Source organism: Sphingosinicella sp. BN140058, assembly GCF_004135585.1.
Classification (GTDB): domain Bacteria; phylum Pseudomonadota; class Alphaproteobacteria; order Sphingomonadales; family Sphingomonadaceae; genus Allosphingosinicella.
This window is the reverse complement of sequence record NZ_CP035501.1, coordinates 511,965-535,000: the sequence shown is the minus strand read 5'-3', so window position 1 is coordinate 535,000 and position 23,036 is coordinate 511,965. Positions and strand designations below refer to the sequence as shown.

23 protein-coding genes (1 of these 23 only partly in view) are annotated in these 23,036 nt (G+C 66.2%); 12 read left to right on the top strand and 11 right to left on the bottom strand.

The window, feature by feature from the left end:
- The 3 genes in view from ETR14_RS02385 to ETR14_RS02375 are tightly spaced (at most 57 nt apart) and all read right to left on the bottom strand, a layout consistent with a single transcriptional unit that may run on beyond the window.
- On the bottom strand, window positions 1-1,130 hold the 5' portion of the coding sequence (locus ETR14_RS02385) for an aminotransferase class I/II-fold pyridoxal phosphate-dependent enzyme (RefSeq protein WP_129383191.1). It extends 7 nt beyond the left edge of the window; 1,130 of the gene's 1,137 nt are visible here — the first part of the coding sequence; it begins with the start codon at window positions 1,128-1,130; the stop codon falls past the left edge of the window.
- Between the two features lie 57 nt (window positions 1,131-1,187).
- Window positions 1,188-1,844 carry a DUF2161 domain-containing phosphodiesterase gene (locus ETR14_RS02380; RefSeq protein ID WP_129383190.1) on the bottom strand — a complete coding sequence of 219 codons (657 nt, stop codon included), beginning with the start codon at window positions 1,842-1,844 and terminating at the stop codon, window positions 1,188-1,190.
- Window positions 1,841-3,136 (bottom strand): Hsp70 family protein, encoded by a 1,296-nt coding sequence (locus ETR14_RS02375; protein WP_129383189.1) that lies wholly within the window; start codon window positions 3,134-3,136, stop codon window positions 1,841-1,843. Before ETR14_RS02375 ends, ETR14_RS02380 begins: the two co-directional genes overlap by 4 nt.
- A gap of 223 nt (window positions 3,137-3,359) precedes the next feature.
- Here ETR14_RS02375 and ETR14_RS02370 point away from each other — a divergent pair, with 223 nt between their 5' ends.
- On the top strand, window positions 3,360-3,695 hold the full coding sequence (locus ETR14_RS02370) for a glycine zipper 2TM domain-containing protein (RefSeq protein WP_129383188.1): 336 nt from the start codon (window positions 3,360-3,362) through the stop codon (window positions 3,693-3,695).
- A 97-nt stretch (window positions 3,696-3,792) separates the two neighbouring features.
- Here the strand turns inward: ETR14_RS02370 and ETR14_RS02365 are convergent, their stop codons facing one another.
- Entirely contained in the window at window positions 3,793-4,377 is a 585-nt protein-coding gene (locus ETR14_RS02365) for a hypothetical protein (RefSeq protein ID WP_129383187.1), read from the bottom strand.
- A 193-nt stretch (window positions 4,378-4,570) separates the two neighbouring features.
- Here ETR14_RS02365 and ETR14_RS02360 point away from each other — a divergent pair, with 193 nt between their 5' ends.
- A complete protein-coding gene (locus ETR14_RS02360; protein ID WP_129383186.1) occupies window positions 4,571-5,428 on the top strand; it encodes an SDR family oxidoreductase in 858 nt (285 codons plus the stop codon).
- 15 nt (window positions 5,429-5,443) lie between these two features.
- Here ETR14_RS02360 and ETR14_RS02355 read toward each other — a convergent pair whose 3' ends face one another.
- Complete coding sequence (locus ETR14_RS02355) at window positions 5,444-6,217, bottom strand: hypothetical protein (protein ID WP_129383185.1); 774 nt, start codon at window positions 6,215-6,217, stop codon at window positions 5,444-5,446.
- A gap of 281 nt (window positions 6,218-6,498) precedes the next feature.
- Between ETR14_RS02355 and ETR14_RS02350 the strand changes: the two genes are divergently transcribed.
- The 7 genes from ETR14_RS02350 to ETR14_RS02320 all read left to right on the top strand — a co-directional run bounded on the left by ETR14_RS02350 (window position 6,499) and on the right by ETR14_RS02320 (window position 14,632).
- Window positions 6,499-8,763, top strand: a complete 2,265-nt coding sequence (locus tag ETR14_RS02350; RefSeq protein ID WP_129391199.1) for an ATP-binding protein — start codon at window positions 6,499-6,501, stop codon at window positions 8,761-8,763.
- A gap of 1 nt (window position 8,764) precedes the next feature.
- On the top strand, window positions 8,765-9,214 hold the full coding sequence (locus tag ETR14_RS02345; RefSeq protein ID WP_129383184.1) for a response regulator: 450 nt from the start codon (window positions 8,765-8,767) through the stop codon (window positions 9,212-9,214).
- A gap of 3 nt (window positions 9,215-9,217) precedes the next feature.
- Window positions 9,218-11,230 (top strand): response regulator, encoded by a 2,013-nt coding sequence (locus ETR14_RS02340; RefSeq protein ID WP_129383183.1) that lies wholly within the window; start codon window positions 9,218-9,220, stop codon window positions 11,228-11,230.
- Window positions 11,231-11,358: 128 nt separating this feature from the next.
- On the top strand, window positions 11,359-11,625 hold the full coding sequence (locus ETR14_RS02335) for a DUF6356 family protein (RefSeq protein WP_129383182.1): 267 nt from the start codon (window positions 11,359-11,361) through the stop codon (window positions 11,623-11,625).
- 25 nt (window positions 11,626-11,650) lie between these two features.
- Entirely contained in the window at window positions 11,651-13,006 is a 1,356-nt protein-coding gene (locus tag ETR14_RS02330; protein WP_129383181.1) for an FAD/NAD(P)-binding protein, read from the top strand.
- A gap of 49 nt (window positions 13,007-13,055) precedes the next feature.
- The gene (gene hrcA, locus ETR14_RS02325; protein WP_129383180.1) at window positions 13,056-14,102 is read left to right on the top strand and encodes a heat-inducible transcriptional repressor HrcA; all 1,047 of its coding nucleotides are present in this window, start codon (window positions 13,056-13,058) and stop codon (window positions 14,100-14,102) included.
- Entirely contained in the window at window positions 14,099-14,632 is a 534-nt protein-coding gene (locus tag ETR14_RS02320) for a nucleotide exchange factor GrpE (RefSeq protein ID WP_129383179.1), read from the top strand. The genes hrcA and ETR14_RS02320 overlap by 4 nt, the downstream gene beginning before the upstream one ends.
- A 4-nt stretch (window positions 14,633-14,636) precedes the next feature.
- On the opposite strand, the gene ETR14_RS02315 is transcribed toward ETR14_RS02320, so the two are convergent.
- The 3 genes from ETR14_RS02315 to ETR14_RS02305 form a co-directional block, all read right to left on the bottom strand.
- Window positions 14,637-15,053 carry an HNH endonuclease gene (locus ETR14_RS02315; RefSeq protein WP_129383178.1) on the bottom strand — a complete coding sequence of 139 codons (417 nt, stop codon included), beginning with the start codon at window positions 15,051-15,053 and terminating at the stop codon, window positions 14,637-14,639.
- 73 nt (window positions 15,054-15,126) lie between these two features.
- Window positions 15,127-15,567 carry a PH domain-containing protein gene (locus ETR14_RS02310; protein ID WP_129383177.1) on the bottom strand — a complete coding sequence of 147 codons (441 nt, stop codon included), beginning with the start codon at window positions 15,565-15,567 and terminating at the stop codon, window positions 15,127-15,129.
- A 111-nt stretch (window positions 15,568-15,678) separates the two neighbouring features.
- Window positions 15,679-16,137, bottom strand: coding sequence for a copper chaperone PCu(A)C (locus ETR14_RS02305; RefSeq protein WP_165356276.1), 459 nt, complete (start codon window positions 16,135-16,137; stop codon window positions 15,679-15,681).
- Between the two features lie 144 nt (window positions 16,138-16,281).
- Between ETR14_RS02305 and dnaK the strand changes: the two genes are divergently transcribed.
- Window positions 16,282-18,204, top strand: a complete 1,923-nt coding sequence (gene dnaK / locus ETR14_RS02300) for a molecular chaperone DnaK (protein ID WP_129383175.1) — start codon at window positions 16,282-16,284, stop codon at window positions 18,202-18,204.
- A 119-nt stretch (window positions 18,205-18,323) separates the two neighbouring features.
- Complete coding sequence (dnaJ, locus tag ETR14_RS02295; protein ID WP_129383174.1) at window positions 18,324-19,439, top strand: molecular chaperone DnaJ; 1,116 nt, start codon at window positions 18,324-18,326, stop codon at window positions 19,437-19,439.
- Between the two features lie 37 nt (window positions 19,440-19,476).
- On the opposite strand, the gene ETR14_RS02290 is transcribed toward dnaJ, so the two are convergent.
- On the bottom strand, window positions 19,477-20,178 hold the full coding sequence (locus tag ETR14_RS02290) for a glutathione S-transferase N-terminal domain-containing protein (protein WP_129383173.1): 702 nt from the start codon (window positions 20,176-20,178) through the stop codon (window positions 19,477-19,479).
- A gap of 88 nt (window positions 20,179-20,266) precedes the next feature.
- Window positions 20,267-21,574 carry an adenylosuccinate lyase gene (purB, locus tag ETR14_RS02285; protein WP_129383172.1) on the bottom strand — a complete coding sequence of 436 codons (1,308 nt, stop codon included), beginning with the start codon at window positions 21,572-21,574 and terminating at the stop codon, window positions 20,267-20,269.
- A gap of 209 nt (window positions 21,575-21,783) precedes the next feature.
- Between purB and ETR14_RS02280 the strand changes: the two genes are divergently transcribed.
- Complete coding sequence (locus tag ETR14_RS02280; protein ID WP_129383171.1) at window positions 21,784-22,296, top strand: hypothetical protein; 513 nt, start codon at window positions 21,784-21,786, stop codon at window positions 22,294-22,296.
- Window positions 22,297-22,394: 98 nt separating this feature from the next.
- Here the strand turns inward: ETR14_RS02280 and radC are convergent, their stop codons facing one another.
- Window positions 22,395-23,024, bottom strand: coding sequence for a DNA repair protein RadC (gene radC, locus ETR14_RS02275; protein ID WP_371416849.1), 630 nt, complete (start codon window positions 23,022-23,024; stop codon window positions 22,395-22,397).
- Between the last annotated feature and the right edge of the window lie 12 nt (window positions 23,025-23,036).

Here is a 23,036-nt window from a genome sequence, read left to right as displayed (position 1 = left end):
GGCTGCCGGGCTGCGAACCAGGGTTGCATGCGTGCGATCGCGTCCTGCACCTGCGCAGTCGCGACCGCGAAGCTGAAGCGCATGAAGCGGTGGCCGTCGACCGGATCGAAGTCGATCCCGGGCGCCGTTGCGACCCCGGTGTCCTGGAGGAGGTCGGTGCAGAAAGCGAGGCTGTCGCCGGTCAGGTGGCTGATGTCCGCATAGATGTAGAAGGCGCCGTCCGGCGGCGCGATCCGCCGCAGGCCCATGCGCGGCAGCGCGTCGAGCAGCAGCGTGCGGTTGCGAGCGTAGGTATCGCGATGGCCTTCGAGCGCGTCGCGGCAGTCCATCGCGATCAATCCGGCATGCTGCGACAGCGACGGCGGTGTGAGGAAAAGGTTGCCCATGCGCGCTCGTGCCGCGCCGATCAGATCGGGCGGCACAACCAGCCAGCCGAGCCGCCAGCCGGCCATGCTGTAATATTTGGAGAAGCTGTTGACGACCAGGGCGCCCGGCGCATGCTCCAGCATGCTGCGGGCATCGCCGACATAGCTGAGGCCGTGATAGATTTCGTCCGAGACGATGCGGATATCGCGGCGGCGACATACTTCGGCGATGTCGGCGAGCTCTGCCGGCGGGATGATCGTGCCGGTGGGGTTGGCGGGGCTGGCCAGGATCAGGCCCTCGGGCGTTCGATCCAGCCGATCAAGCGCCCCCGCCGTGATCTGGTAGCGCTCGGCCTCACCGCACGGCAGCTCGATCGGCTCCATGTGCAGGGCCTTCAAGGTGTTGCGATAGGCGACGTAGCCGGGACGGGCGAGGGCGACGCGGGCTCCGGGGGCGAAGACACAGGCTAGGGCGAGGACCAGCGCGGGCGAGGCGCCGCAGGTGAGAATGACCTGCTCGGCATTCACCGCAACGCCGTAGCGTTCCTGATAGAGATCGGCGATGCGCGCCTTGAGCGCCGGGCTCTCCCAATAGCCCATCGCATCCGCATCGAGGATGTCGTGGGCGGCGGCGATCGCCGGAGGGGGCGCACCGGTCGAAGGCTGCCCGAACTCCATGTGGATCACGGAGCGGCCTTCCGCCTTGAGCCGGTGGGCGATACGGCTAATCGCGATGGCGTGAAATTGTTCGATCTCGGCGGACATGCCGCGGCCTACACCGCGCCGGCGCCTTTGTCGCCCACGGCAAGCAGGGCGCGGCGGTCAGGCCGCAGAAGCGGCCTTCTCCCCTTCCGCCGTCAGCCGATAAAGACCTTTGTCCACCCGCTCGAACCAGCCGTAGACGTTGCGCAGCAGGATGGCGCCGGCATCCTCGGCGAGCGGCCGCAGATCACGGGGACGCCGCGGACCCTCACGCATCGCCGCAGCGCAGGCGAGTGCACGCTGGCGGTAGGCGGTCATCAGCGGCTGCCGGCTCGAGCCGCCCACCGCCGGGTCGCCACGCCGCATCTTGTGCTCCTTGAGCAGCCGTTTGCGCCGGGGGTGATCCGGACGCGGACGGTAGGGGCCCGGTTCCGCCACAACGGTGATGGTGCCGAGACGCGGATCGACGATCAGCAGGCCGACGCCGAGCAGCCGGCACAGCCGGTGCACCCGCCGATCCTGATCCCGGCCGCGGCGGCGCCCGAGCACGGCAAGATAGAGGAGGTCCGCGGCGCGCAGGCGATCGACGGCCTGCAGCACCAGCTCGAGCGTGAAGCTCAGCTTGAGTTCGGCGATCACCAACATTGGCGGCTCGTCACCGCGGATCGCCACCAGGTCGCAGCCGCCAATCTCCCCCTTCACGGTGAAGCCCTGCGCTTCGAGGAACGCCTTGACCGGTGCGTAGAGGCTGGTTTCGGCGGGCTTGCTTGCGCTCATGCCGCCCACTGCGCCGGATCCTGCTCCTGCGCGATCAAGGCGAGGCCGTGGGCGATCGACGTCAGTTCGCCGCCGCTCATGATCGCGCGGGCGCCGAACCGCCGCTCGAACAGGGCGCGCACCATCGGGATTAACGAGGTGCCGCCGGTGAGGAACACCGTGTCGATGTCGGCCACGCCCAGCCCGGCATCGGCAAGCGCGCGATCGATCGTCTGGTCGATGCGGGAGACATCCTCCGCGATCCAGCTCTCGAACGTCTCGCGCCGGACATCCGCCTCTATCTCCAGCCCCGCGCCCGAAAAATGGAAGTGGGCCCGATCTTGCGTCGAGAGCGCACGCTTCAGCCGGCCGACGGCATCGTAGAGAGGGTAGCCGAGCTCGTTCTCGATCACGGCGATCATCCGGCCGATCGCCGCCCCGTCCACCGCGTCGCGCTGCAGGCGGCGTAATTCGTCCATGGTGCGCCGGTTGCGCATCAGCGCAAGCCGCGACCAATCCGCGAAGTCGGTGAAATAGCCGCGCGGAATTTCGATCTCCTTGCCGAAGGAGCGATAATGCCCGCCCTTGCCGAGCATCGGCAGCACCAGCCGATCGACGATCCGGTAATCGAAGCGGTCGCCGGCGATCCCGATGCCGGCGTGGCCGAGAGGGGTGCAGCGTCGTCCCGCACCGGGCTCGGCCACCGCGACGATCGAGAAATCGCTGGTGCCGCCGCCGAAATCCGCGACGAGCAGGGTGGTCGGCTCAGTCAGCCGCGCGGCATGGCTGAATGCGGCGCCGATCGGCTCGTAGACATAATGGATCTCGTCGGCGAAGCCTTCGAACATCGCGTCGTAGCGGCTTCGGGCGAGTGCAGCGTCGGGGCGCGCGCCGGCATATTGAACCGGCCGCCCGACGACGAGGCGTCGGGGTCGAGCCTGGAGCCGGTCGCCGGCATGCGCCGCCAGACGTGCAAGGAAGAACCGGCCGAGTTCCTCGAAGCGGTACCGTTTCTCGAACACCGACGCGCTCTCGAAGCTGGCGCTCGCCGCGACCGACTTGAATGATTGCAGGAATCGGCTGTCCTCGGGATATTCGAGATATTCGGCAATGGCGAACGGCCCCGCCTCGACCGCAAGGCCGCCTTTCGCGCCCTCGTCGTGCCAGAAGCACAAGGCGGAGCGGAAGATCGCGTCCGCTTCGCTGCCGAAGCCGATCAGTTCCGGCGCGCCATCCCCGTCCGCAACCGCGGCGACGCTGTTCGTCGTGCCGAAATCCAGCCCGAGGGCGGGGCCGGCGAATCGGCTGTGCATGGTCTCTCCAGACGGCAATGAGCAATGGTGGGCGTCGCTTGGCGGCGCGCGACCTCGATTTCAATCGCGACGGCGCGACCAAATGTCTTGTTCATCAGATGGGTCGTGAACATGAACGAAGTCTGTCGGCACCGTTCAGGAGGCACTCAAGCCGAATCGTCCAGATGAGGATCACCAAGCGTGAGGCCGAGTAGATGGCCTTGCCGGCACAAGGAGACAGACGATGCTCAAGAAAGCCACCCTCGCCGCCGCCGGCCTGATGACCGTGATGACCGCCATCCCGGCCGCCGCCGACGCCCGCCCGCGTGATCGCGGCCACGGCTATTACAGCCAGAACAGCCGCGACGGCTATTATCGGGATCGCTATGACCGGCGTTCCTATCGCAACAACGATCGCTGCCGCTCGGGCACGACCGGTGCGATCGTCGGCGGTGCCGCCGGCGCCCTGCTCGGCCGCGAAGTGGCCGGCCGCGGCGACCGTACGCTGGGAACCATTCTTGGCGGTGCTGCCGGCCTGCTCGGCGGACGCGCCCTGACCCGCGACAAGCATTGCCGCTGATCGAATGACGCGGATCGGCTTCGGCAGCGCCTTTTCCAGCCGCTGCCGAAAGCGTTCGAAACCGGGGGCGACCGTAGCACGGTTCGCCCCCGTTCGTTCATTTCGGCCGCTGGATCGTGGGCCCGAGATTCTCCATCACCTGGCGGGCGTCGAAGCTCGCCGGATCGCTCGGGCGATCGCCCCGGAACATGACGATTTCGGCCGACGCTTCGTAATTGGTGACGGTGCGGACATCGACATCGTCGGCCCAGAACGGCGATCCGCCCCACGGATGCCAACTGCGCCAGCCGAAGCCGCCATAGCGATAGCGCCAGGACGGGCCCCAATAGCCGAACGGACCGGGCCCGAAAGGCGAGGGCGAGACTCGGGTCCTGACGTTGGGATCGGTTGCCCGCGCCACCATCGTGAACCCGTCATAGCCATTCTGAGAGGTCAGCTCCGCCGCTCGGAACAGCAGATAATTTTCGACCTGCTGGCGTGAGGTGAAGCTGTTGCCGGTGAAGTTCACCCGGTAGCGATTGTCTTCGATTCTCTGCTCGCTGTAGCCGCCGCTCGCCTGCGAGCCGCGCGTGCCGATCGGTTGGTAGGGCGTCGAGGTCGCGCAGGCGGAGACGAGCAGGGCGGCCGCGAGGCAGCCCCCCACCAGAGCGGAGCGGCGCCGTCGAGAAGTCGGTGCTGTCATCGATAAGCCTTTGTGATGAAGGTATTTTCAGGATCAGGCAAGAACGTTCGTCGGGACCGGCCCGTTCCCTGAAAACCCCCGGTTCCAAACTTTCAGACGCCGCCGGAGCCGCGCACCCGCAGCCCTCGGCTTGCTCGGAACATGCGTGACGCCCGGGGGTTCGCCGTCCGATCACCCTATCCTGGAGCCTGCGATGAGCGACACGCGAAAACCCCCGTTCAACGAACCGAGACAATCGGTGCCGGGCACGACCGCGGAGATGCGGACCAAGCCGGATCATGGCGAGACCAGCTACAAGGGGTCCGGGCGGCTTGCCGGCAAGACAGCGGTGATTACCGGTGGCGACAGCGGCATCGGCCGTGCGGTCGCGATCGCTTATGCCCGCGAGGGCGCGGACCTGCTGATTTCCTATCTGAACGAGCACGACGATGCCGAGGACACCAGGCGGCTGATCGAGGCGGAGGGGCGTCGGGCCGTGCTGTTCCCGGGCGACATTGCCAGCGCCGATCACTGCCGGGCACTAATCGCCAAGGCGGTCGAAGAATTCGGGCGTATCGACATCCTGGTCAACAACGCCGCCCACCAGATGACCTTCGATGCGATCGAGGAGATACCGGACGCGGAGTGGGACATGACGTTCCGGGTCAACATCCACGCCATGTTCTACATCACCAAAGCGGCGGTGCCGCACATGGGCGAGGGCGGATCGATCATCAACACGACATCGGTGAACGCCGACACCCCGACTCCGCAATTGCTCGCCTACGCGACCACCAAGGGGGCGATCCAGAATTTCACCGCCGGCCTCGCGCAACTGCTGGCGGACCGAGGCATCCGCGCCAATTGTGTGGCGCCGGGGCCGATCTGGACGCCGCTCATCCCCTCGACGATGCCGCAAGAGAAAGTGGAGAGCTTCGGCGAGCAGGTGCCGATGAAGCGGCCGGGCCAACCGAGGGAATTGGCGCCGGTCTACGTCATGCTGGCGTCGGACGAGTCGAGCTACGTGTCCGGCGCGACCATCGCCGTCACCGGCGGCAAGCCGATTTTGTAGCAGACTCGCGCGGCCTCAGTCGGGGGCGCCTTCGCGCTGCAATCGGGCGAGAAAGCTGCCGGGCGGGGCGGGCGCCTCTTTGAAGCCCTTGATCAGCTCGTTGTAGAGGTGGACCGAGCGCGTGTCCGGTCCGGTCATCCGCTCGAGCGTGCGGGAGGGATCGAGGATCCAGCGCGCCTCGCGCCAATGCACCGGGTACAGGATCTCGGGCGCAAGCGCGTGGTGCGCCAAGCCATGGGCATTTACCAGATAGGTGAGCGCTGCGGGTCCGGCGCTGCCCCAGGGCATGTCGGAAAGGCCGACCCGCTTGCGCCGCAGCAGCCGCCAGCGCGCCGCCATCCGGGCGCGCCACGGCAGCCATGGCGGCACGACGCGCTCGTCGAACAAGGTGAGGAGCGTGGCCAGCATCGGGCAATCGGGCGGCAGGCGGAGCACGCCGTTGCTGTACCGTCCCGGTTCCTCCGCGCCGAAGAGATACGGGTGGGTGCCGTCCAGCGGCTTCAGCAGATAAAGGTCGAGATCGACCCAGGTGCCGAGCGCACGCCTTTGCAATTCGTAGCGGAACAGGTTCGCGAACAGCGCGACGCTGCCGCTTCGGTGACGAATGATCCGCTCGGGGAGGACGATCTCAGACGCGTCGCGCAGAGCCACGCCGCGTGGAACGCCTGCAACAGCGTCGTAGCAGTAAAGCGTGACCTCATGACCCAGGCGGAGCATCGAGCGCAGACACGCCCGTTCGACGGCACCGAGGGCCGGACCGATCCAGAGGCTGACGCAATGCGCGGTCACCCCATGCTTGTCGCACGTGCGTTCGAAAGCGCCAATGCGATGCGCCTCGTCCACATCTGATGAGGGGGGCGGCGCTCGGCAATCGTCTACAAGCGCGTGTCAGGTTCGGGCGGCGTCCGCTTGTTCGGGTCCGCAGGGCTTGTGCGCATCGCCCGCGGAGACGGCGGTGTTCCCGGGGGCGCCGACTCGCGCCTTGCCGCCTTTTGGACAGCTAGCGGCGGCGATGTGCAGCCGTTAAGGGCCGCAGCAGCCGGGCAATGTACGATGCCCGCGGGGAGCGAATGACGGCAGATCTCGACCGAAGGAGTGCGGATGGCGGACTGCCGGCAGATCTCGAGGCCTGCGCGCGCGAGCCGATCCACATTCCAGGCACCATTCAGCCTCAAGGTGCGCTCTTCGTCGTTCGTCCGGACGATCTCAAGATCGTCCAGGCGGCGCTCGGACCGGTTGCGCGAACCCTCGTCTCGGGCAGCCCGCTCGCAATCGCGCTGGACGATCTGGTCCGCCCCGAGCGCGCCCCCTCCTGTTCGGAACTGCTTCGGGAGGTTCCGGCGAGCGGCGCCGTCTTCCTCGGCACCGCCCGCCTCGGCTCCGGTGCGGCGCCGTTCCACCTGATCGCGCATCGCTCCGGCGGCGCGCTGATCGTCGAACTCGAAGAGGTGGAGCAGGCCGATCCCGGCGGTTTCGATGCCGTCCAGCCGCTCGTTCAGTCCTTCCTCACCGATCTGCAGGCGGCGCGCACGGTCGCCGAGCTCGGCGTGCTGGCCGCGCGGGAAGTCCGCCGCATCACCGGCCTCGACCGCGTTCTGGTCTATCGTTTCGACGCTGACGGCCACGGCACCGTCGTCGCGGAAGATCGCAACGATCGCTTGCCGAGCTATCTGGACCTGCGCTTTCCGGCGAGCGACATCCCGGCGCAAGCGCGCGAGCTTTACCGGCGCAACCGCCTGCGGCTGATCGCCGATGCTTCCTACCGTCCGGTGCCGATCGAGCCGCCCTTCGACCCTGCCACCGGCGCGCCGGTCGATCTCAGTCTGGCGACCTTGCGAAGCGTCTCGCCGGTCCATCTCGAATATATGCGCAACATGGGCACCGGCGCTTCGATGTCGATCTCGCTGCTGAGCGAGGGGCGTCTCTGGGGCCTGATCTCGTGCCACAATCGCGAACCCCATCGTGTCGCCTACCCGGTTCGAACCGCCTGCGAGTTCATCGGGCAGGTGCTTTCGCTGCAGATCGCCGCGCGCGAAATCGCCGCTCTGGCCGAGCGCAGGATCGCCTTGCGCAGCGTGCAATCCGCTTTGCTGTCGCAAATGGCGCTGAGCGAGAGCGGTTTCGTCGATGCGCTGCTCGGCAATCCCGATGCGTTGCTCGCGCTGACCCACGCCGCAGGCGCGGCGATCCTGTTCGACGGTGATTGCCGCACGATCGGCGAGACCCCCTCGCAGGAGGCGATCGGCGCGCTCGCCGACTGGTTGAGCGACAGCTTCAAAGGCGACATCCATGCGACCGATGCGCTGGCCGCCGAGATGCCCGCAGCCGAGGCCTTCAAGGATCGGGGCAGCGGAATCATGGCGCTGTCCCTCTCACGCGTCCATCGCAGCTATCTGATCTGGTTCCGGCCCGAAGTGGTGCGCACCGTGGCCTGGGGCGGCTCTCCGCTGAAGCCCGCGGAGCCTGAAGGCGCACGCATCCACCCGCGCAAGTCGTTCGAAGTGTGGAAGGAAATCGTGCAGCGGCGCTCGCTGCCCTGGGACGAAGCCGAGATCGATGCGGCGACGCAGCTGCGCAGCGCGATCGTCGACATCATCCTGCGAAGCGCCGAGGAGATGGCGCAGCTCAACGAGCAACTGGTTCGCAGCAATCGCGAACTGGAAGCGTTCAGCTATTCCGTGAGTCACGATCTGCGCGCGCCGTTCCGCCACATCGTCGGCTATTCAGAGCTGCTCAAGCAGAATGAGGGCGAGCACCTCTCCGAACGCGCCAGGCGCTACATCGACACCATCATCGAGTCCGCGGTCTCCGCCGGCGGTTTGGTCGACGATCTGCTCAGTTTCTCGCAGATGGGACGGGCGACGCTCAAGCCGATCCTGATCGACATGAACGCGCTTGCCGCGGAGGTGCAGGGCAGGTTCGAACAGGATGCGCTCGGCCGCACCGTGCGCTGGCGGATCGCCGATCTGCCGCCCGCTTATGCGGATCCCGGCATGCTCCGGCTGGTGCTGCAGAATCTCGTCGACAATGCGATCAAGTTCACCCGTGGGCGGGACGAGACCCTGATCGAGATCGGCGCCGACGACGGGGATGACGAGACCGTCTATTTCGTCCGCGACAACGGCGCTGGCTTCGACATGGCTTATGCCGGCAAGTTGTTCGGAGTCTTCCAGCGCCTGCACCGCGTCGAGGAGTTCGAAGGCACCGGGATCGGGCTTGCCAACGTCAAGCGCATCGTCGAGCAACGGCATGGCGGCCGAGTCTGGGCGGAGGGGAGAATCGACGTGGGCGCGACCATCTTCTTCGCTCTGCCGAAACATCGGGGGAATGAGTAGCATGTCCGAATTGAAGCCGATCCTGCTCGTGGAGGACAGTCCCAAGGATGTGGAACTGACCCTCGCTGCGCTGGAACGCTGTCAACTCGCCAATTCGGTGGTGATCACCCGCGACGGCGCCGAAGCGCTCGACTATCTTCATGCGCGCGGCAAATATGAAGGGCGGACCAGCGGCGATCCCGTCGTCGTCCTCCTCGATCTCAAGCTGCCCAAGGTGGACGGGCTCGAGGTGCTCGAGCAGATCAAGCAGGACGAAGCGCTGAAGCACACGCCGGTGGTGATGCTGACGTCGTCGCGCGAGGAACAGGATCTGGTCCGCAGCTACAAGCTCGGCGTCAACGCATTCGTGGTCAAGCCGGTCGGCTTCGAGCAATTCTTCGAGGCGATCCAGGATCTCGGCATGTTCTGGGCCGTGCTGAACGAGCCGCCACCGATCGCACGCGGAGGCTGAGCGGTGGCGGCCGCGAACTCGAACCTTCTCAGAAAGGTGCGCGTCCTTCATCTGGAGGATAGCAGCATCGATGCGGACCTCGTCTGCGAATATCTGCGGCTGGAGGGCGCGGAATGCGAGATCGATCGGGTGTGGTCGCGGGAGGACTTCTCCGCTGCGCTCGCGAATCATTGTTATGACCTGATCCTCGCCGATCATCGGCTGCCCGCCTTCGACGGCGAATCGGCTCTCGAGATCGCGGTTGAAAAGGCGCCGGAAACGCCATTCATCTTCGTGTCGGGGACCCTGGGCGAGGAGGTCGCGGTCGAGGCACTGAAGCGCGGTGCCACCGACTTCGTCGTCAAGCAGCGGCTCGGTCGCCTCTCCGAGGTGGTGGAGCGCGCTCTGGCCGAAGCCTCGGAACGCCGGGAGCGCCGCCGCGCCGAGGCGGCGCTGCGCGAGAGCGAGGCGAATTTCGCGACGCTGGTCGATGCGCTGCCTCAGCTCTGCTGGATGGCCAACCCGGCCGGCGACACGATCTGGTACAATCAGCGCTGGTACGAATATACCGGCACAACGCCCGAGGAGATGGCGGCGCTCGGCCGCGAGCGGGTCCATCACCCGGATCATCTGCCCGAAGTGCTGCGGCAGTGGCGCTGCTCGCTGGCGGCGGGCGAGCCGTTCGAGATGACCATCCCGTTGCTGGGTGCCGACGGCGATTACCGGCCGTTCCTGACGCGGGCCGTACCGGTGCGCGGCGAGGGCGCCGCAATCGTGCGCTGGCTCGGCACATGCACCGACGTCTCGGCCCAGGTCGCCGCCGAAGCCGAACTGAAGCGGCTCAACGACTCGCTCGAATCCCGTGTCGTCGAAGCGATTTCGGAACGCGAGGCGGCGTTCAGTCACCTTGCCGAGATGCAGAAGATGGAGACGATGGGCCAGCTCACCGGCGGCGTCGCGCACGATTTCAACAATCTGCTGACCCCGATCGTCGGCGGGCTCGATGTTCTTCGCCGCCGCCTCGACGGCGATACCCGGTCCGAACGCCTGCTCAGCGGTGCGCTCGAAGCGGCCGAGCGGGCGAAGATCCTGGTCCAGCGGCTGCTTGCGTTCGCGCGGCGCCAGGTGCTGGAATCGCGTCCTGTCGATGTCGTCCGGCTCGTGGGCGGCTTGCGCGACATGATCGGACGCTCGATCGGGCCGCAGATCAGGGTCGAAGTCGAGGCGGACGACGATCTTCCCGCCGCCCGTGTCGATCCGAACCAGCTCGAACTCGCGTTGCTCAATCTTGCGGTGAATGCACGCGATGCCATGCCCGACGGTGGCATTCTGACCGTGTCCATCACTGCAGAGGCGGTCGGGCCGGGGCACCCCAATGGCCTGCGCTACGGCACCTATGTCCGCATCGGGGTGCGCGACACCGGGTCCGGCATGGACGAAGTGACGCTGAAGCGCGCGATCGAGCCTTTTTACTCGACCAAGGGGATCGGCAAGGGAACCGGCCTCGGATTGTCGATGGTGCACGGCCTTGCCGCCCAGTCCGGAGGCGCTTTGTTGCTCGACAGCGTGCTCGGCGAGGGCACCAACGCCGAGCTCTGGCTGCCGGCAGCGGCAACGGCCGCGGATGCCGAGCAGGAGGAGGACAATGCTGCCATCGCCGACACGCCGGCGGCGACCATCCTGCTGGTCGACGACGAGGATCTGGTGCGCAGCGGTACGGCCGAGATGCTCGCCGATCTCGGCCACCGAGTCATCGAGGCACGGTCGGCAGGCGAGGCTCTCGAACTCCTGCGGAGCGGCGTCACCGCCGATCTGGTGATCACCGACTATCTGATGCCGGGCATGAACGGTGCCGAACTCGCCACCGCCATCCGCAACCGGCTGCCCGGCGTGCCGATCCTGCTCGCCACCGGTTATGCCAATCTTGCCGGGCATCAGATGGCCGACCTGCCGCTGCTGACCAAGCCCTTCCGCCAGAAGGAAGTCGCCGCCAGGCTGGCGGAATTGCTGCCGCGCCGTGCCCGGGAGGATTGCTGACGCGACGCGCACCTGCGTCCGCCCGCCCCCTTTATTGCCCTCGACGCTTGGCTATTGTTGCGTCTTTCTGCATGGACGGACGAAGATGCGCGGGCCGACGGCGCTGCGCGGACGAAGGAGGAAAGACCGTGTTCGATCGCTTGTTTCTGGCACATCCGCGCAGCATCGGGGAAAGCTATCCGGAGCATGCCGCCATGGCTGCCCGCTTCGGGGCGACGATGGTCGTCGGCGGGCTGGCATGCATCGTCCACGCCGTGTTCCCCGCCGTGTTCGCGACGACGGCGAGCGATCGGGTCAAGCAGCTCTACCGCCAGATGAAGGCCCGCCAGCCCGCCTTCAAAGCCCAGCCGCCCGCTTTCTCCGATCCCGCCTGGCAACTCGAATATGAAATCTGATGGCGGCGGACGGGGGCGCGCGAACGTGACCGACCATGTCGCGATCATCGGCTGCGGTTTCTCGGGAGCATTGCAGGCGATCAACCTGGTCCGTCACGGAGGGCCACGCGCGACGCTGATCGAGCGCCACGAGCCGGCGGGCAAGGGCCTCGCCTTCGGCGCCGCCCATCCCACCCACCTGCTCAACGTGCGCGCTTCGAACATGAGCGCCTTTCCGGACGATCCGGGCCACTTCGCCCGATGGCTGACCGATCGCGGCGTGGCGGAGGCGGCGAGTGCCTTCGTACCGCGGCTGACTTATGGCGAATATCTGCTCGAACAGTTGGAGGCGGCGCAGCGCCGATCGAACGGCCGGCTCGAAATCCGTTACGGCAGCGTTCGCGATGTCGAGCATGACGGCGCGGTCCACATCCAGATGATGGACGGCAGTCGGTTCGACGCCGACGCGGCGGTGCTGGCGGTCGGCAATCTTCCGCCGCACCATCCACCCCGGCTCGACGGCGCCGCCTTGGCGCAGCACGGCTATTTCGGCGATCCGTGGGATGAAGCGGCCTATCGCGACCTCCAGCCCGGCGAGACCATCGTCGTAATCGGCACCGGGCTGACCATGGTCGACGTCGCGCTGCGCCTGCAGCTGGAAGGGTTTGCGGGGCGGATCGTGGCGATGTCGCGCCGCGGCCTGTCGCCCCACGTCCATGCACCCAGCCGGCCGCCGGAAACGCCGCTCGGCGAGCGGCCGCAGGGCGAGGTGTCGTCACTGGTTCGCCAGATCCGAGCGCGCGCCCGGGAGATCGGCTGGCGGGCGGCGGTCGACGAATTGCGGCCGATGACTCAGGACATGTGGCGGGCCGCCACCGACGAGCAGCGCCAGCGTTTCCTGCGCCATGCGCGGCCGTGGTGGGACGTTCACCGGCATCGCATCGCACCTGATGTCGCCGAACGGCTGCAGCAGCTGCGCGATGCCGGCATTCTGGAGATCGCCGGCGGCAAGCCGATCGCGTACACGCCCGCCGCGGGCGGCGGCATCGACGTCGCCTGGCGTCGCCGCGGCAGCGATGTCGCCGAACATCTCCACGCCACCCGCATCATCAATTGCACCGGTCCGCAGGGCGATCTGCTGCGCTCCTCCGATCCGCTGCTGGCGACCCTGGTCGCCCGCGGCACGATCCGCCCGGACAAGTTGCGGCTCGGCATCGACGTCGACGCCCAGGCGCGAACGATCGCGGCCGACGGCAGACCGAACGACTGGCTGCTGGCGCTTGGACCGATGACTCGCGGCGCCTGCTGGGAAATCGTCGCGGTGCCAGACATTCGCGTGCAAACCTGGTCGGTCGCGCGGCGCCTGTCCAACGCCCACTGGGTGGAGGGGGAGGGGCTCTGAGCGTCTGCCACGGGGTGACGGGCCGGGGGCTGCGCATTACATGAGGGACATGTCGAGAACCCCGGTCAGCGAGCTTACCGAACGGGCGCGCGAGGTCTTCCGCCTCCTCGTCGAAAATTATCTCGGATCCGGTGCGCCGGTCGGATCCCGTACGATCTCGCGCCTGCCCGGAATCAATCTGTCGCCCGCCTCGATCCGCAACGTCATGCAGGATCTGGAGGAGGCGGGGCTGCTCAGCCACCCGCATACGTCCGCCGGCCGGGTGCCGACGGAGACCGGCCTGCGGCTGTTCGTCGACGGCATGATGCAGGCGGCTGAGCCGAGTCTGGAAGAGCGGACCGCGATCGAAACTCGGCTGGCGCGCGGCGGCGGGCCGATCGAGGATGCCCTGGTCGCGGCAACCGCCGCCTTGTCGGGCCTTTCGGCCTGTGCGGGCATCGTCCTGGTTCCCAAGCGCGAGCCGGTGCTGCGCCAGCTCGGCTTCGTTCAGCTTTCGCCCAGCCAGGCGCTGGCGGTGATGGTAGGGGCCGAAGGCTCGGTCGAGAACCGGGTCATCGATCTGCCGCCGGATGTCACCCCGGCCTCGCTCGCGGAAGTCGGCAATTATGTCAGCGCGCGGCTGTCGGGCCTTACTCTGCAGGAGGCGCGGGCGCGGCTCGACGGCGAGATACGCGACGGCAAAGCGGCGCTCGACAGCGCCGCGCGAACGCTGATCGATCGCGGTCTCGCCGTGTGGTCGGAGGACGGCGCCCAACGCCCGGTGCTAATCGTCCGCGGCCAGGCGAACCTCCTCGACCAGGAGGGCGTCGCCGATCTCGAGCGGGTCCGGCAGCTGCTCGAGGAGCTCGAGGGCAAGGAGGAGATCGTGCGGCTGCTCGACAGCGCGCGAGCCGGCCAGGGCATGAAGATATTCATCGGCTCGGAGAACAAATTGTTCGCGCTATCCGGCTCTTCGGTGATCGCCGCGCCGTACCGCGGCGGCGATGGCAAGGTGGTCGGCGTGGTGGGGGTTATCGGACCGACGCGGTTGAACTATGCACGCGTCGTTCCCATGGTGGATTTCACAGCACAGGCACTATCGAGATTGATGGCATGAACGAACAAGAAGAACTGCAGGAACAGTCCACCGAAGTCGAGGCGCAGGAGGACGGCGCCGTCGAGCCCGATCGCCTTGGCGAGGTGCTGAAGGAATTGGAGGAAGCGCGCCAGAACGTTCTCTACGCTCAGGCCGAGACGCAGAATGTCCGCCGGCGGCTGGAGCAGGAAAAGGTCAATGCGGCCAATTACGCGTCGACCAACTTCGCGCGCGACATGCTGTCGGTGAAGGACAATCTTGACCGCGCACTTGCCGCGGTTCCGCAGGACGTCCGCGAGGACGAGCGCCTGAAGGGGCTGATCACCGGCATCGAGGCAACGTCGCGCGAGCTCGACAGCGTCTTCCAGCGCAACGGCATCGTCAAGGTCGAGGCGATGGGACAGCCGCTCGATCCCAACCGCCACCAGGCGATGGTCGAGATCCCGTCCGATGCGGAGGCCGGCACGATCGTCCAGGAAATGCAGGCCGGCTACATGATCAAGGACCGGCTGCTGCGCCCATCCTTGGTGGGCGTGGCCAGGAAGCCTTAACGCTTCAAAGGCGGTTCAGCCGGTCCTGGACTTGTGCCAGGACGGCTGACAGCCATTCCTTGCCGGCTTCAGGCTTGAAGAGCTCGATCGGCTGCGCCGCCTTCTTCAGGTTGCAGGGTTTGCAAGCGATCACCAAGTTTTGGATGTCCTTAATCCGTTTAACCGCGGTGGGTTGCGCGTGATCAATGGTGAACTGTCCGTCGACGATTGCTTCCTTGCAGTAGAAGCATAGGCCAGGGTGCAGCCTCTGCGCTTCGCGCAGCGCGTTTTCGGCGCTTCGGGCTGGAGAGTTGCTGCCGGCAACGAGGTAAAGTGGCGTGACACCGTTCATGCGATGGAACACCACCATCCGGTACGGTAGGTCCGTCAAGCAATGCCGGGCTGCATCTTCCGGTTTCTCGAGCGTCTTCTGTTTCGCCATAGCCAAACATCGCGCCGCAGTGGTTTCCGAACCGTAAAATATCTTCGATGGTTCGTTCGAACGTCGGGGCGCCTCAATAATCCTCGTGCGCCATGTCGATCTCGCGGACCTGGCGGCGCTGGCGGGCGGCGTCGACGAGGGTGCGCAGTTCTTCTCGCCGGCGCTGCGCGTGTTCGACGTGTGGAATGACCAGCGGCGCACGGCGGGTGGTTTCATCGCTGCTGTTGATCGTGATCGTGCCGATCCCCGCCCACTGATTGATCAGGCTGAAATCGATGCGGATGTCCTTCACCCGGTAGAGCTCGATCTCGTCCAGACTCTTCATGAAGATGCCGCGCCGGATGATCAGCCTGTCCTGGCTGATCTCGTAGGAGGCGGTGAGGTTTTCGATCCACTTGGCCAGGATGATGAGGAAGCCGATCCCGGTCAGGCAGAGCAGCAGTGTCGCCCAACCCGCCAGCGTGCCGCGCAGCCAGCCCCAGGTCGATGAGCGAAAGACGTCGGTCTGCTGCATGACGATCCCCTGCGGCGATGTTTCGACCGCATCATAGCCGACCGCACGCGCGCTTCTAGTTCCTATTCGCCGCCGCTCAATGGGTGCGGCTCGGGCCCGGCGTCGCAGCGGTCAATGTCCGGCATGGTCCGCATGTCCCTGGCCAGGGCCGCGAACCTCGGCGATCGCCGTCACCGGCGGTGCCTTCTCGAAGTGGAAGACGATCTTCGCCTTCGCGCCGACGGCAAAGCCGGGCTTGATCCCGAACAGCATGGCGTGACGTCCCCCGGGCTGGAAATCGAGCTTTCCGTCGGCATCGAAGGGAGCGCTGGCGAGTGGGGCCATGCCCGCCATGTTGCCCTTGGTCATGGTCTCGTGGAGTTCCGCCCGCGTCGCCGCGTCGGTCTCGATCCGCAGCAGTCGCTCGCCGGGCGCGCGGCTCTCCAGGCGGAAATAAGCGGCGCCCGGCTGACCGGCCAAGGCCGGCAGGGTGATCACCGCGTCCGCTGCCTCCACCTTGGGACTGCGGTCGCAGCCGGCGAGAAGGGCAAGAATGCCGAGCATCGCGGCCCGGCTGTGGCTTTTGCGCATCGTCTTCAACATCGCTGAAGGCTTACGGTCACCTTCGCTTCTTGTCGCCTCTGAATCCTCCCCTATATCGCTTCCGAAACACTCGCCGCGTGCCTCATGGGGCGCTGCGGGATGGATTTCTATTGGGGCATAAGAGGTTCTGTAATGGCAAAAGTTATCGGTATCGATCTCGGCACCACCAACAGCTGCGTTGCCGTCATGGAAGGCGGCAAGCCGAAGGTCGTTGAAAATGCGGAAGGCGCCCGTACCACGCCTTCGATCGTCGCGTTCGCCAAGGACGGCGAGCGGCTGATCGGCCAGCCGGCCAAGCGCCAGGCGGTCACCAATCCCGACAACACCATCTTTGCGGTGAAGCGCCTGATCGGCCGCCGCTTCGACGATCCGGTGACCAAGCGCGACACCGAGCTGGTCCCGTACGCGATCTCGCGCGGCCCGAACGGCGATGCCTGGGTCAATGCCGGCGGCAAGGATTACAGCCCGTCGCAGATCTCCGCTTTCACCCTGCAGAAGATGAAGGAAACCGCCGAGGCCTATCTCGGTGAGACGGTCACCCAGGCGGTGATCACCGTTCCCGCTTACTTCAACGATGCGCAGCGCCAGGCCACCAAGGATGCCGGCCAGATTGCCGGGCTCGAAGTGCTTCGCATCATCAACGAGCCGACCGCGGCCGCGCTCGCCTACGGCCTGGACAAGCAGGACGGCAAGACGATCGCCGTCTACGATCTCGGCGGCGGCACGTTCGACGTGTCGGTGCTGGAAATCGGTGACGGCGTGTTCGAGGTGAAGTCGACCAACGGCGACACCTTCCTCGGCGGTGAGGATTTCGACGCCAAGATCGTCGACTGGCTCGCCGACGAGTTCAAGAAGCAGGAAGGCATCGATCTGCGCGGTGACCGGCTTGCCCTGCAGCGCCTCAAGGAAGCCGCCGAGCGCGCCAAAATCGAGCTGTCGTCGGCGCAGACCACCGAGATCAACCTGCCGTTCATCACCGCCGACCAGAACGGGCCGAAGCACCTCGTCAAGTCGCTTGGCCGTGCCGATCTCGAGCGCCTCGTCGGCGATCTGATCCAGCGCACGCTGGAGCCGTGCCGCAAGGCGCTTGCCGATGCCGGGGTCAAGGCGGCCGATATCGACGAAGTCGTGCTCGTCGGCGGCATGACCCGCATGCCGCGCGTACGCGACGTGGTGAAAGAATTCTTCGGCAAGGAGCCGCACACCGGCGTCAATCCCGATGAAGTCGTCGCCATGGGCGCTGCGATCCAGGCCGGCGTGCTGCAGGGCGACGTCAAGGACGTGCTGCTGCTCGACGTGACTCCGCTGTCGCTCGGCATCGAGACTCTGGGCGGCGTCTTCACTCGGATGATCGACCGCAACACGACGATCCCGACCAAGAAGAGCCAGACCTATTCGACCGCGGAAGACAATCAGAATGCGGTGACCATCCGCGTCTTCCAGGGCGAGCGCGAGATGGCGGCCGACAACAAGATGCTCGGTCAGTTCGATCTGGTCGGCATCCCGCCGGCGCCGCGCGGCGTGCCGCAAATCGAGGTCACGTTCGACATCGACGCCAACGGCATCGTCAACGTCTCGGCCAAGGATCGCGGCACCGGCAAGGAGCAGCAGATCCGCATCCAGGCCTCGGGCGGTCTCAACGATTCCGACATCGAGAAGATGGTCCAGGAAGCCGAGCGTTTCGCCGAAGAGGACAAGAAGCGCCGCGCTGCTGCCGAATCGCGCAACAAGGCCGACAGCCTGGTCCATTCGACCGAGCAGCAGCTGCGCGAGCATGGCGACAAGATCGACGCTTCGCTGAAGTCGGAGATCGAGGCTGCGGTCGCCGAGACCAAGACCGCGATCGAAGGCGGCGACGCCGAGCAGATGGAGCAGAAGAGCCAGGCGCTCGCGCAGGTCGCGATGAAGCTCGGTCAGGCCATCTACGAGAAGGAGCAGGCCGCGGGTGCCGCCGGTGGTGCCGATGCCGGCGCCGCGCAGGGCGCGCAGGCGGGCGGCGACGAGGAAGTCGTCGATGCCGAATTCTCGGAAGTCGACGACGAGAACAAGGGCTAACAACGTGAGCAGGGCCGTCATGCCGGCAGAGGCCGGCATCTCGGGAGGGATGGGCGAGTCCATCCTTCCCGGGCCCCCGCCGCGTGCGGGCATGACGGCTCGCCTTGCGGAACATCGTCATGACTGAGACCGATTATTACGAGCTGCTCCAGGTCGAGCGCACCGCCGACGACAAGACGATCAAGTCCGCCTACCGCCGCATCGCGATGGAATGCCACCCGGATCGCAATCCGGGCTGCAAGGACAGCGAAGCGCGCTTCAAGTCGGTCAGCGAAGCCTATGATTGCCTGAAGGATCCGCAGAAGCGAGCCGCCTATGACCGGTTCGGCCACGCGGCCTTCCGCAATGGCGGCCAGGGCGGTGGCGGAGCCCAGGATTTCGGCTCCTTCTCGGATATCTTCGAGAACATCTTCGGCGAGTTCATGAATGGACAGGCCGATCGCCGCACCAACGTGCTGCGCGGATCGGACCTGCGCTACGATCTCGAGATCAGCCTGGAAGATGCCTATCACGGCAAGCAGGTCGAGCTTCAGATCGACACCAGCGTGAAATGCGAACCGTGCGAGGGCACCGGCGCGAAGGCAGGCACCAATGCGCGGACCTGCACGATGTGTCACGGCCGCGGCCAGGTGCGCGCCCAGCAAGGCTTCTTCGTGGTCGAGCGCACCTGCCCGACCTGCCGCGGAGTCGGCGAGATCATCGCCGATCCGTGCGATCGCTGCCGGGGCGAGGGCCGTGCGGAGAAACGCCGCAGCCTAGAAGTGCGGATCCCGGCCGGGGTCGACGAAGGCACGAGGATCCGTCTGTCGGGCGAAGGCGAGGCGGGCGTTCGCGGCGGCCCCAACGGCGATCTCTACATTTTCGTGCACATGGCGCGCCACAGCGTCTTCCAGCGCGAAGGCACGACCCTGTTCGCGCGCTGCCCGGTCAGCTTCACCGCTGCCGCGCTCGGCGGCACGATCGAGATACCGGGGCTCGATCGCTCCAAGCACGACGTCAAAATTCCCGCTGGCATTCAGTCCGGCAAGCAGCTCCGCATCCGCGGCGCCGGCATGCCGATTCTGTCCGGGCGTGGCCATGGCGACATGGTCGTCCAGGTCGAAGTCGAGACCCCGACCAAGCTCACCGCCCGCCAGAAGGAATTGCTGGAGGAATTCCGCAAGACCGAGACCGGCGACGAATGCCCGGAGAGCAAGAGCTTCTTCGGGAAGCTGAAGGGTCTCTGGGAAGGGTAGGGAAGTTCTCCCCGAGCGTGCTCGGGGAGGATCCTGTTCAGACGCGTTTCGGGATTTCGAGGCCGCGTTGCACCGCCGGGCGTGCCAGGCCTCGTTCCAGCCAGGCCGGAACGGCGTTCAAACGATCGAACTCCACCAGATCGCGCGCCTCGTAGAAGGTGACGAGGTTGCGGACCCAGCCGAGCGTCGCGACGTCGGCGATCGAATAATCGTCCATGATCCACGCGCGCCCCTCGAGCCTTTCCTCGAGCACGCCGAGCAGGCGCTTCGATTCGGCGACGTAACGCTGCAGCGGCCGCTTGTCCTCGATCTCGCGGCCGGCGAAGCGGTTGAAATAGCCGAGCTGGCCGAACATCGGCCCGATCGCCGCCATTTGGAAGAACACCCACTGGATCGTCTCCCAGCGCCGCACCGGATCGGCCGAGATGAGCTGACCGGTCTTGTCGGCGAGGTAGAGCAGGATCGCGCCGGATTCGAACAGAGCGATCGGTTGGCCGCCGGGCCCGTCGGGATCGATGATCGCCGGGATCTTGCCGTTGGGGTTGAGCGACAGATATTCGGGAGTCCAGGTCTCGTTCTTGCCGATGTCGATCAGGTGCGGCTCGTAGGGCAGCCCAATTTCCTCGAGCATGATCGACGCCTTCACCCCGTTGGGCGTGTTCAGCGAGTAGAGCTGCAGCCGATCCGGATGCTCGGCCGGCCAGCGCCGGGTGATCGTGAACTGCGACAGATCGGCCATTGCTGGGTCTCCTTCGTTGAGGATCCGAAATAGCGCGGCCCGCGCCGGTTTGAAGGCGGCGCGGGCCCGATCGCCCGAAAATTGCCGGTCAGGCGGCCGCGCCGAACACCCGTCCGAAGATCGTGTCGACGTGCTTCAGATGATAGCCGAGGTCGAACCGCTCCTCGATCTGCTCGGGAGTCAGCAGCGCCGACACTTCCGGATCGGCCTTGAGCAGTTCGAGCAGGGACAAGGCACCGTCCGATTCCCACACCTTCATCGCGTTGCGCTGGACGAGGCGATAGGAATCCTCGCGGCTGGCACCGGCCTGGGTGAGGGCGAGAAGAACGCGCTGGGAATGGACGAGGCCGCCCATCCGATCGAGATTCTTCTGCATCCGCTCCGGATAGATGACGAGCTTGTCGATCACGCCGGTCAGCCGCGCCAGCGCGAAATCGAGAGTCACGGTCGCATCGGGGCCGATATAGCGCTCGACCGAGGAGTGGCTGATGTCGCGCTCGTGCCACAGCGCCACGTTCTCGAGCGCCGGCGTGACGTAGCCGCGCACCATCCGGGCAAGGCCGGTCAGATTCTCGGTGAGCACCGGGTTGCGCTTGTGCGGCATCGCCGACGAGCCCTTCTGGCCGGGCGAGAAATATTCCTCCGCCTCGAGCACTTCGGTGCGCTGGAGGTGGCGGACCTCCGTCGCCAGGCGCTCGATCGACGAGGCGATCACGCCCAGCGTCGCGAAGAACATCGCATGCCGATCGCGTGGGATGACCTGGGTGGAAATGGGTTCGATGGTCAGGCCCATTTTCTCCGCGACATGCGCCTCGACGCGCGGATCCACATTGGCGAAGGTGCCGACTGCGCCCGAGATCGCGCAGGTCGCGATCTCCTCGCGCGCGGCGATCAGGCGGGAACGGCAGCGATCGAACTCGGCATAAGCGAAAGCGAGCTTCAGTCCGAAGGTCACCGGCTCGGCATGGATACCGTGGCTGCGGCCGATCGTCGGAGTCAGTTTGTGCTCGAACGCACGGCGCTTGATCACTTCCAGCAAGCGATCGAGATCTTCGATCAGCAGGTCCGACGCGCGCGCGAGCTGAACGGCGAGACAGGTGTCGAGGACGTCCGAGCTCGTCATGCCCTGGTGCAGAAAGCGTGCCTCCGGGCCGACATGTTCGGCGACGTTGGTCAGAAACGCGATGACGTCGTGCTTCACCTCGGCCTCGATCGCATCGATCCGCTCGACTTCGAACGCGCCTTTCGCCCACACGGCTTCGGCCGCGCTTTTGGGTACGATCCCGAGCTCGGCCATGGCGTCGAGCGCATGGGCCTCGATCTCGAACCAGATTCGAAACCGGGTTTCGGGTGCCCAGATGCTCGTCATCTGCGGCCGCGAGTAGCGGGGGATCATGCGCTTGTCCTGTCTTGGTTGGCAGGCCGCGCGCTTAGCAAGTGCAGGCCGAAGCTTCAACGAGACCGCACTCTTTCCACCAAAACCGATGCGTCACCGGAATCAAGAGTCGGAACGCGCGCCCCATCCTGTCGTTCTTGCCTTGTCAATCGCGGCCAATGCGCAATCCCGGTCGCGAACAACGAGACAAAGACCAGAGGAGAAGCACCATGTTGAAATCGATTCTGCTTGGCGGTGCCATGCTGATGGCCGTTCCGGCCCTCGCCCAGACGATGAGCACGACCAACAATTCCACCAGCCAGAGCGCGACTGCCAACAGCACGACCTCGGCCGACCCGGCCGTCGATCAGGCCGCCGATCCCAATACTTCGGTCGGCACCCAGGGTACGACCACCGATCATCAGGGCATGAACCATGGCACGATGACGACCCAGGGCAGCGGCACGTCCACGCTCGATGCCCAGACCGGCACCACCGGGTCGACGGGCAGCATGGGTACGACCGGCTCGACCGGCTCGATGGACACGACCGGCTCGATGGGCACCTCCGGTACGACCGGCACCAGCGGCAGCGGCGCGATGGGCAATTCGGGCTCGATGGGCAATAGCGGCCAGACCGGCACCGGCATGGGCAGCACGGCGTCGACCGCGGCGCGCGACTATCCGACCTGCTCGCGCACGGTTCAGGACAGCTGCATCCAGCGCGGCCGTAGCCGCCGCTGACGAGTTCCTTCGCCGCGGGGCTAACGACGGCGAAGCGACGCGAGGGAAAGGGCGGCCATGGCCGCCCTTTCTTTTTGCCCGTCAGCCGCGGGCCAGGCTCAGATCAGGCCCATCGCCCGCAGGCTGGCATGGCCCCTGGATCCGATGATGACATGATCGTGCACGGCGATGCGCAGGGGACGGCCGGCATCGATGATCTCTCGGGTCAGGCGGATGTCCTGCTGGCTTGGCGAGGGATCCCCGCTCGGATGGTTGTGGACCAGGATCATCGCGGTGGCGTGATATTCCAGCGCCAGCCGGATCACCTCCCGAACGTACACTGCCGCTTCGTCGACGGAGCCTTCCGACATCGCGACGTTTCGGATCAGCATGTTCTTCGCGTTGAGGTAGAGCACCCGCACCCGCTCGACCGGGTTGAACGCCATGTCTGCGCGCAGATAATCGAGCAGCGCCTGCCAGCTGCCGAGCACGGGCGCATCCTTGAAGCGCGACTGGAGCAGGCGGAGCGTCGCCGCCTGTACGATCTTGATCGCGCCGGCGGCGCTTTCGCTGAGATCGGCGGTGCGCTTGATCGCGTCGGCATCGGCGGACAGAAGCGCGCCGAAGCCGCCGAAATCCTCGATCAGCTTGCGCGCGATCGGTTTGGTGTCGCGGCGGAGGATGAACAGGCCGAGCAGGAATTCGATGATCTCGTGATCGAGCAATGCGTCCGGCCCGCCCTCCAGCAGCCGCTTGCGAAG

What these genes read in the sequence shown, in the direction of transcription:
- ETR14_RS02280 (WP_129383171.1), top strand. Translation starts at nt 21,784, where the DNA reads ATGTTGAAATCGATTCTGCTTGGCGGTGCCATGCTGATGGCCGTTCCG.
- ETR14_RS02380 (WP_129383190.1), bottom strand. Translation starts at nt 1,844, where the DNA reads ATGAGCGCAAGCAAGCCCGCCGAAACCAGCCTCTACGCACCGGTCAAG.
- ETR14_RS02305 (WP_165356276.1), bottom strand. Translation starts at nt 16,137, where the DNA reads ATGCGCAAAAGCCACAGCCGGGCCGCGATGCTCGGCATTCTTGCCCTT.
- ETR14_RS02290 (WP_129383173.1), bottom strand. Translation starts at nt 20,178, where the DNA reads ATGGCCGATCTGTCGCAGTTCACGATCACCCGGCGCTGGCCGGCCGAG.
- dnaJ (WP_129383174.1), top strand. Translation starts at nt 18,324, where the DNA reads ATGACTGAGACCGATTATTACGAGCTGCTCCAGGTCGAGCGCACCGCC.
- ETR14_RS02370 (WP_129383188.1), top strand. Translation starts at nt 3,360, where the DNA reads ATGCTCAAGAAAGCCACCCTCGCCGCCGCCGGCCTGATGACCGTGATG.
- ETR14_RS02345 (WP_129383184.1), top strand. Translation starts at nt 8,765, where the DNA reads ATGTCCGAATTGAAGCCGATCCTGCTCGTGGAGGACAGTCCCAAGGAT.
- ETR14_RS02350 (WP_129391199.1), top strand. Translation starts at nt 6,499, where the DNA reads ATGACGGCAGATCTCGACCGAAGGAGTGCGGATGGCGGACTGCCGGCA.
- ETR14_RS02310 (WP_129383177.1), bottom strand. Translation starts at nt 15,567, where the DNA reads ATGCAGCAGACCGACGTCTTTCGCTCATCGACCTGGGGCTGGCTGCGC.
- dnaK (WP_129383175.1), top strand. Translation starts at nt 16,282, where the DNA reads ATGGCAAAAGTTATCGGTATCGATCTCGGCACCACCAACAGCTGCGTT.
- purB (WP_129383172.1), bottom strand. Translation starts at nt 21,574, where the DNA reads ATGATCCCCCGCTACTCGCGGCCGCAGATGACGAGCATCTGGGCACCC.
- ETR14_RS02375 (WP_129383189.1), bottom strand. Translation starts at nt 3,136, where the DNA reads ATGCACAGCCGATTCGCCGGCCCCGCCCTCGGGCTGGATTTCGGCACG.
- hrcA (WP_129383180.1), top strand. Translation starts at nt 13,056, where the DNA reads ATGTCGAGAACCCCGGTCAGCGAGCTTACCGAACGGGCGCGCGAGGTC.
- ETR14_RS02365 (WP_129383187.1), bottom strand. Translation starts at nt 4,377, where the DNA reads ATGACAGCACCGACTTCTCGACGGCGCCGCTCCGCTCTGGTGGGGGGC.
- ETR14_RS02320 (WP_129383179.1), top strand. Translation starts at nt 14,099, where the DNA reads ATGAACGAACAAGAAGAACTGCAGGAACAGTCCACCGAAGTCGAGGCG.
- ETR14_RS02315 (WP_129383178.1), bottom strand. Translation starts at nt 15,053, where the DNA reads ATGGCGAAACAGAAGACGCTCGAGAAACCGGAAGATGCAGCCCGGCAT.
- ETR14_RS02360 (WP_129383186.1), top strand. Translation starts at nt 4,571, where the DNA reads ATGAGCGACACGCGAAAACCCCCGTTCAACGAACCGAGACAATCGGTG.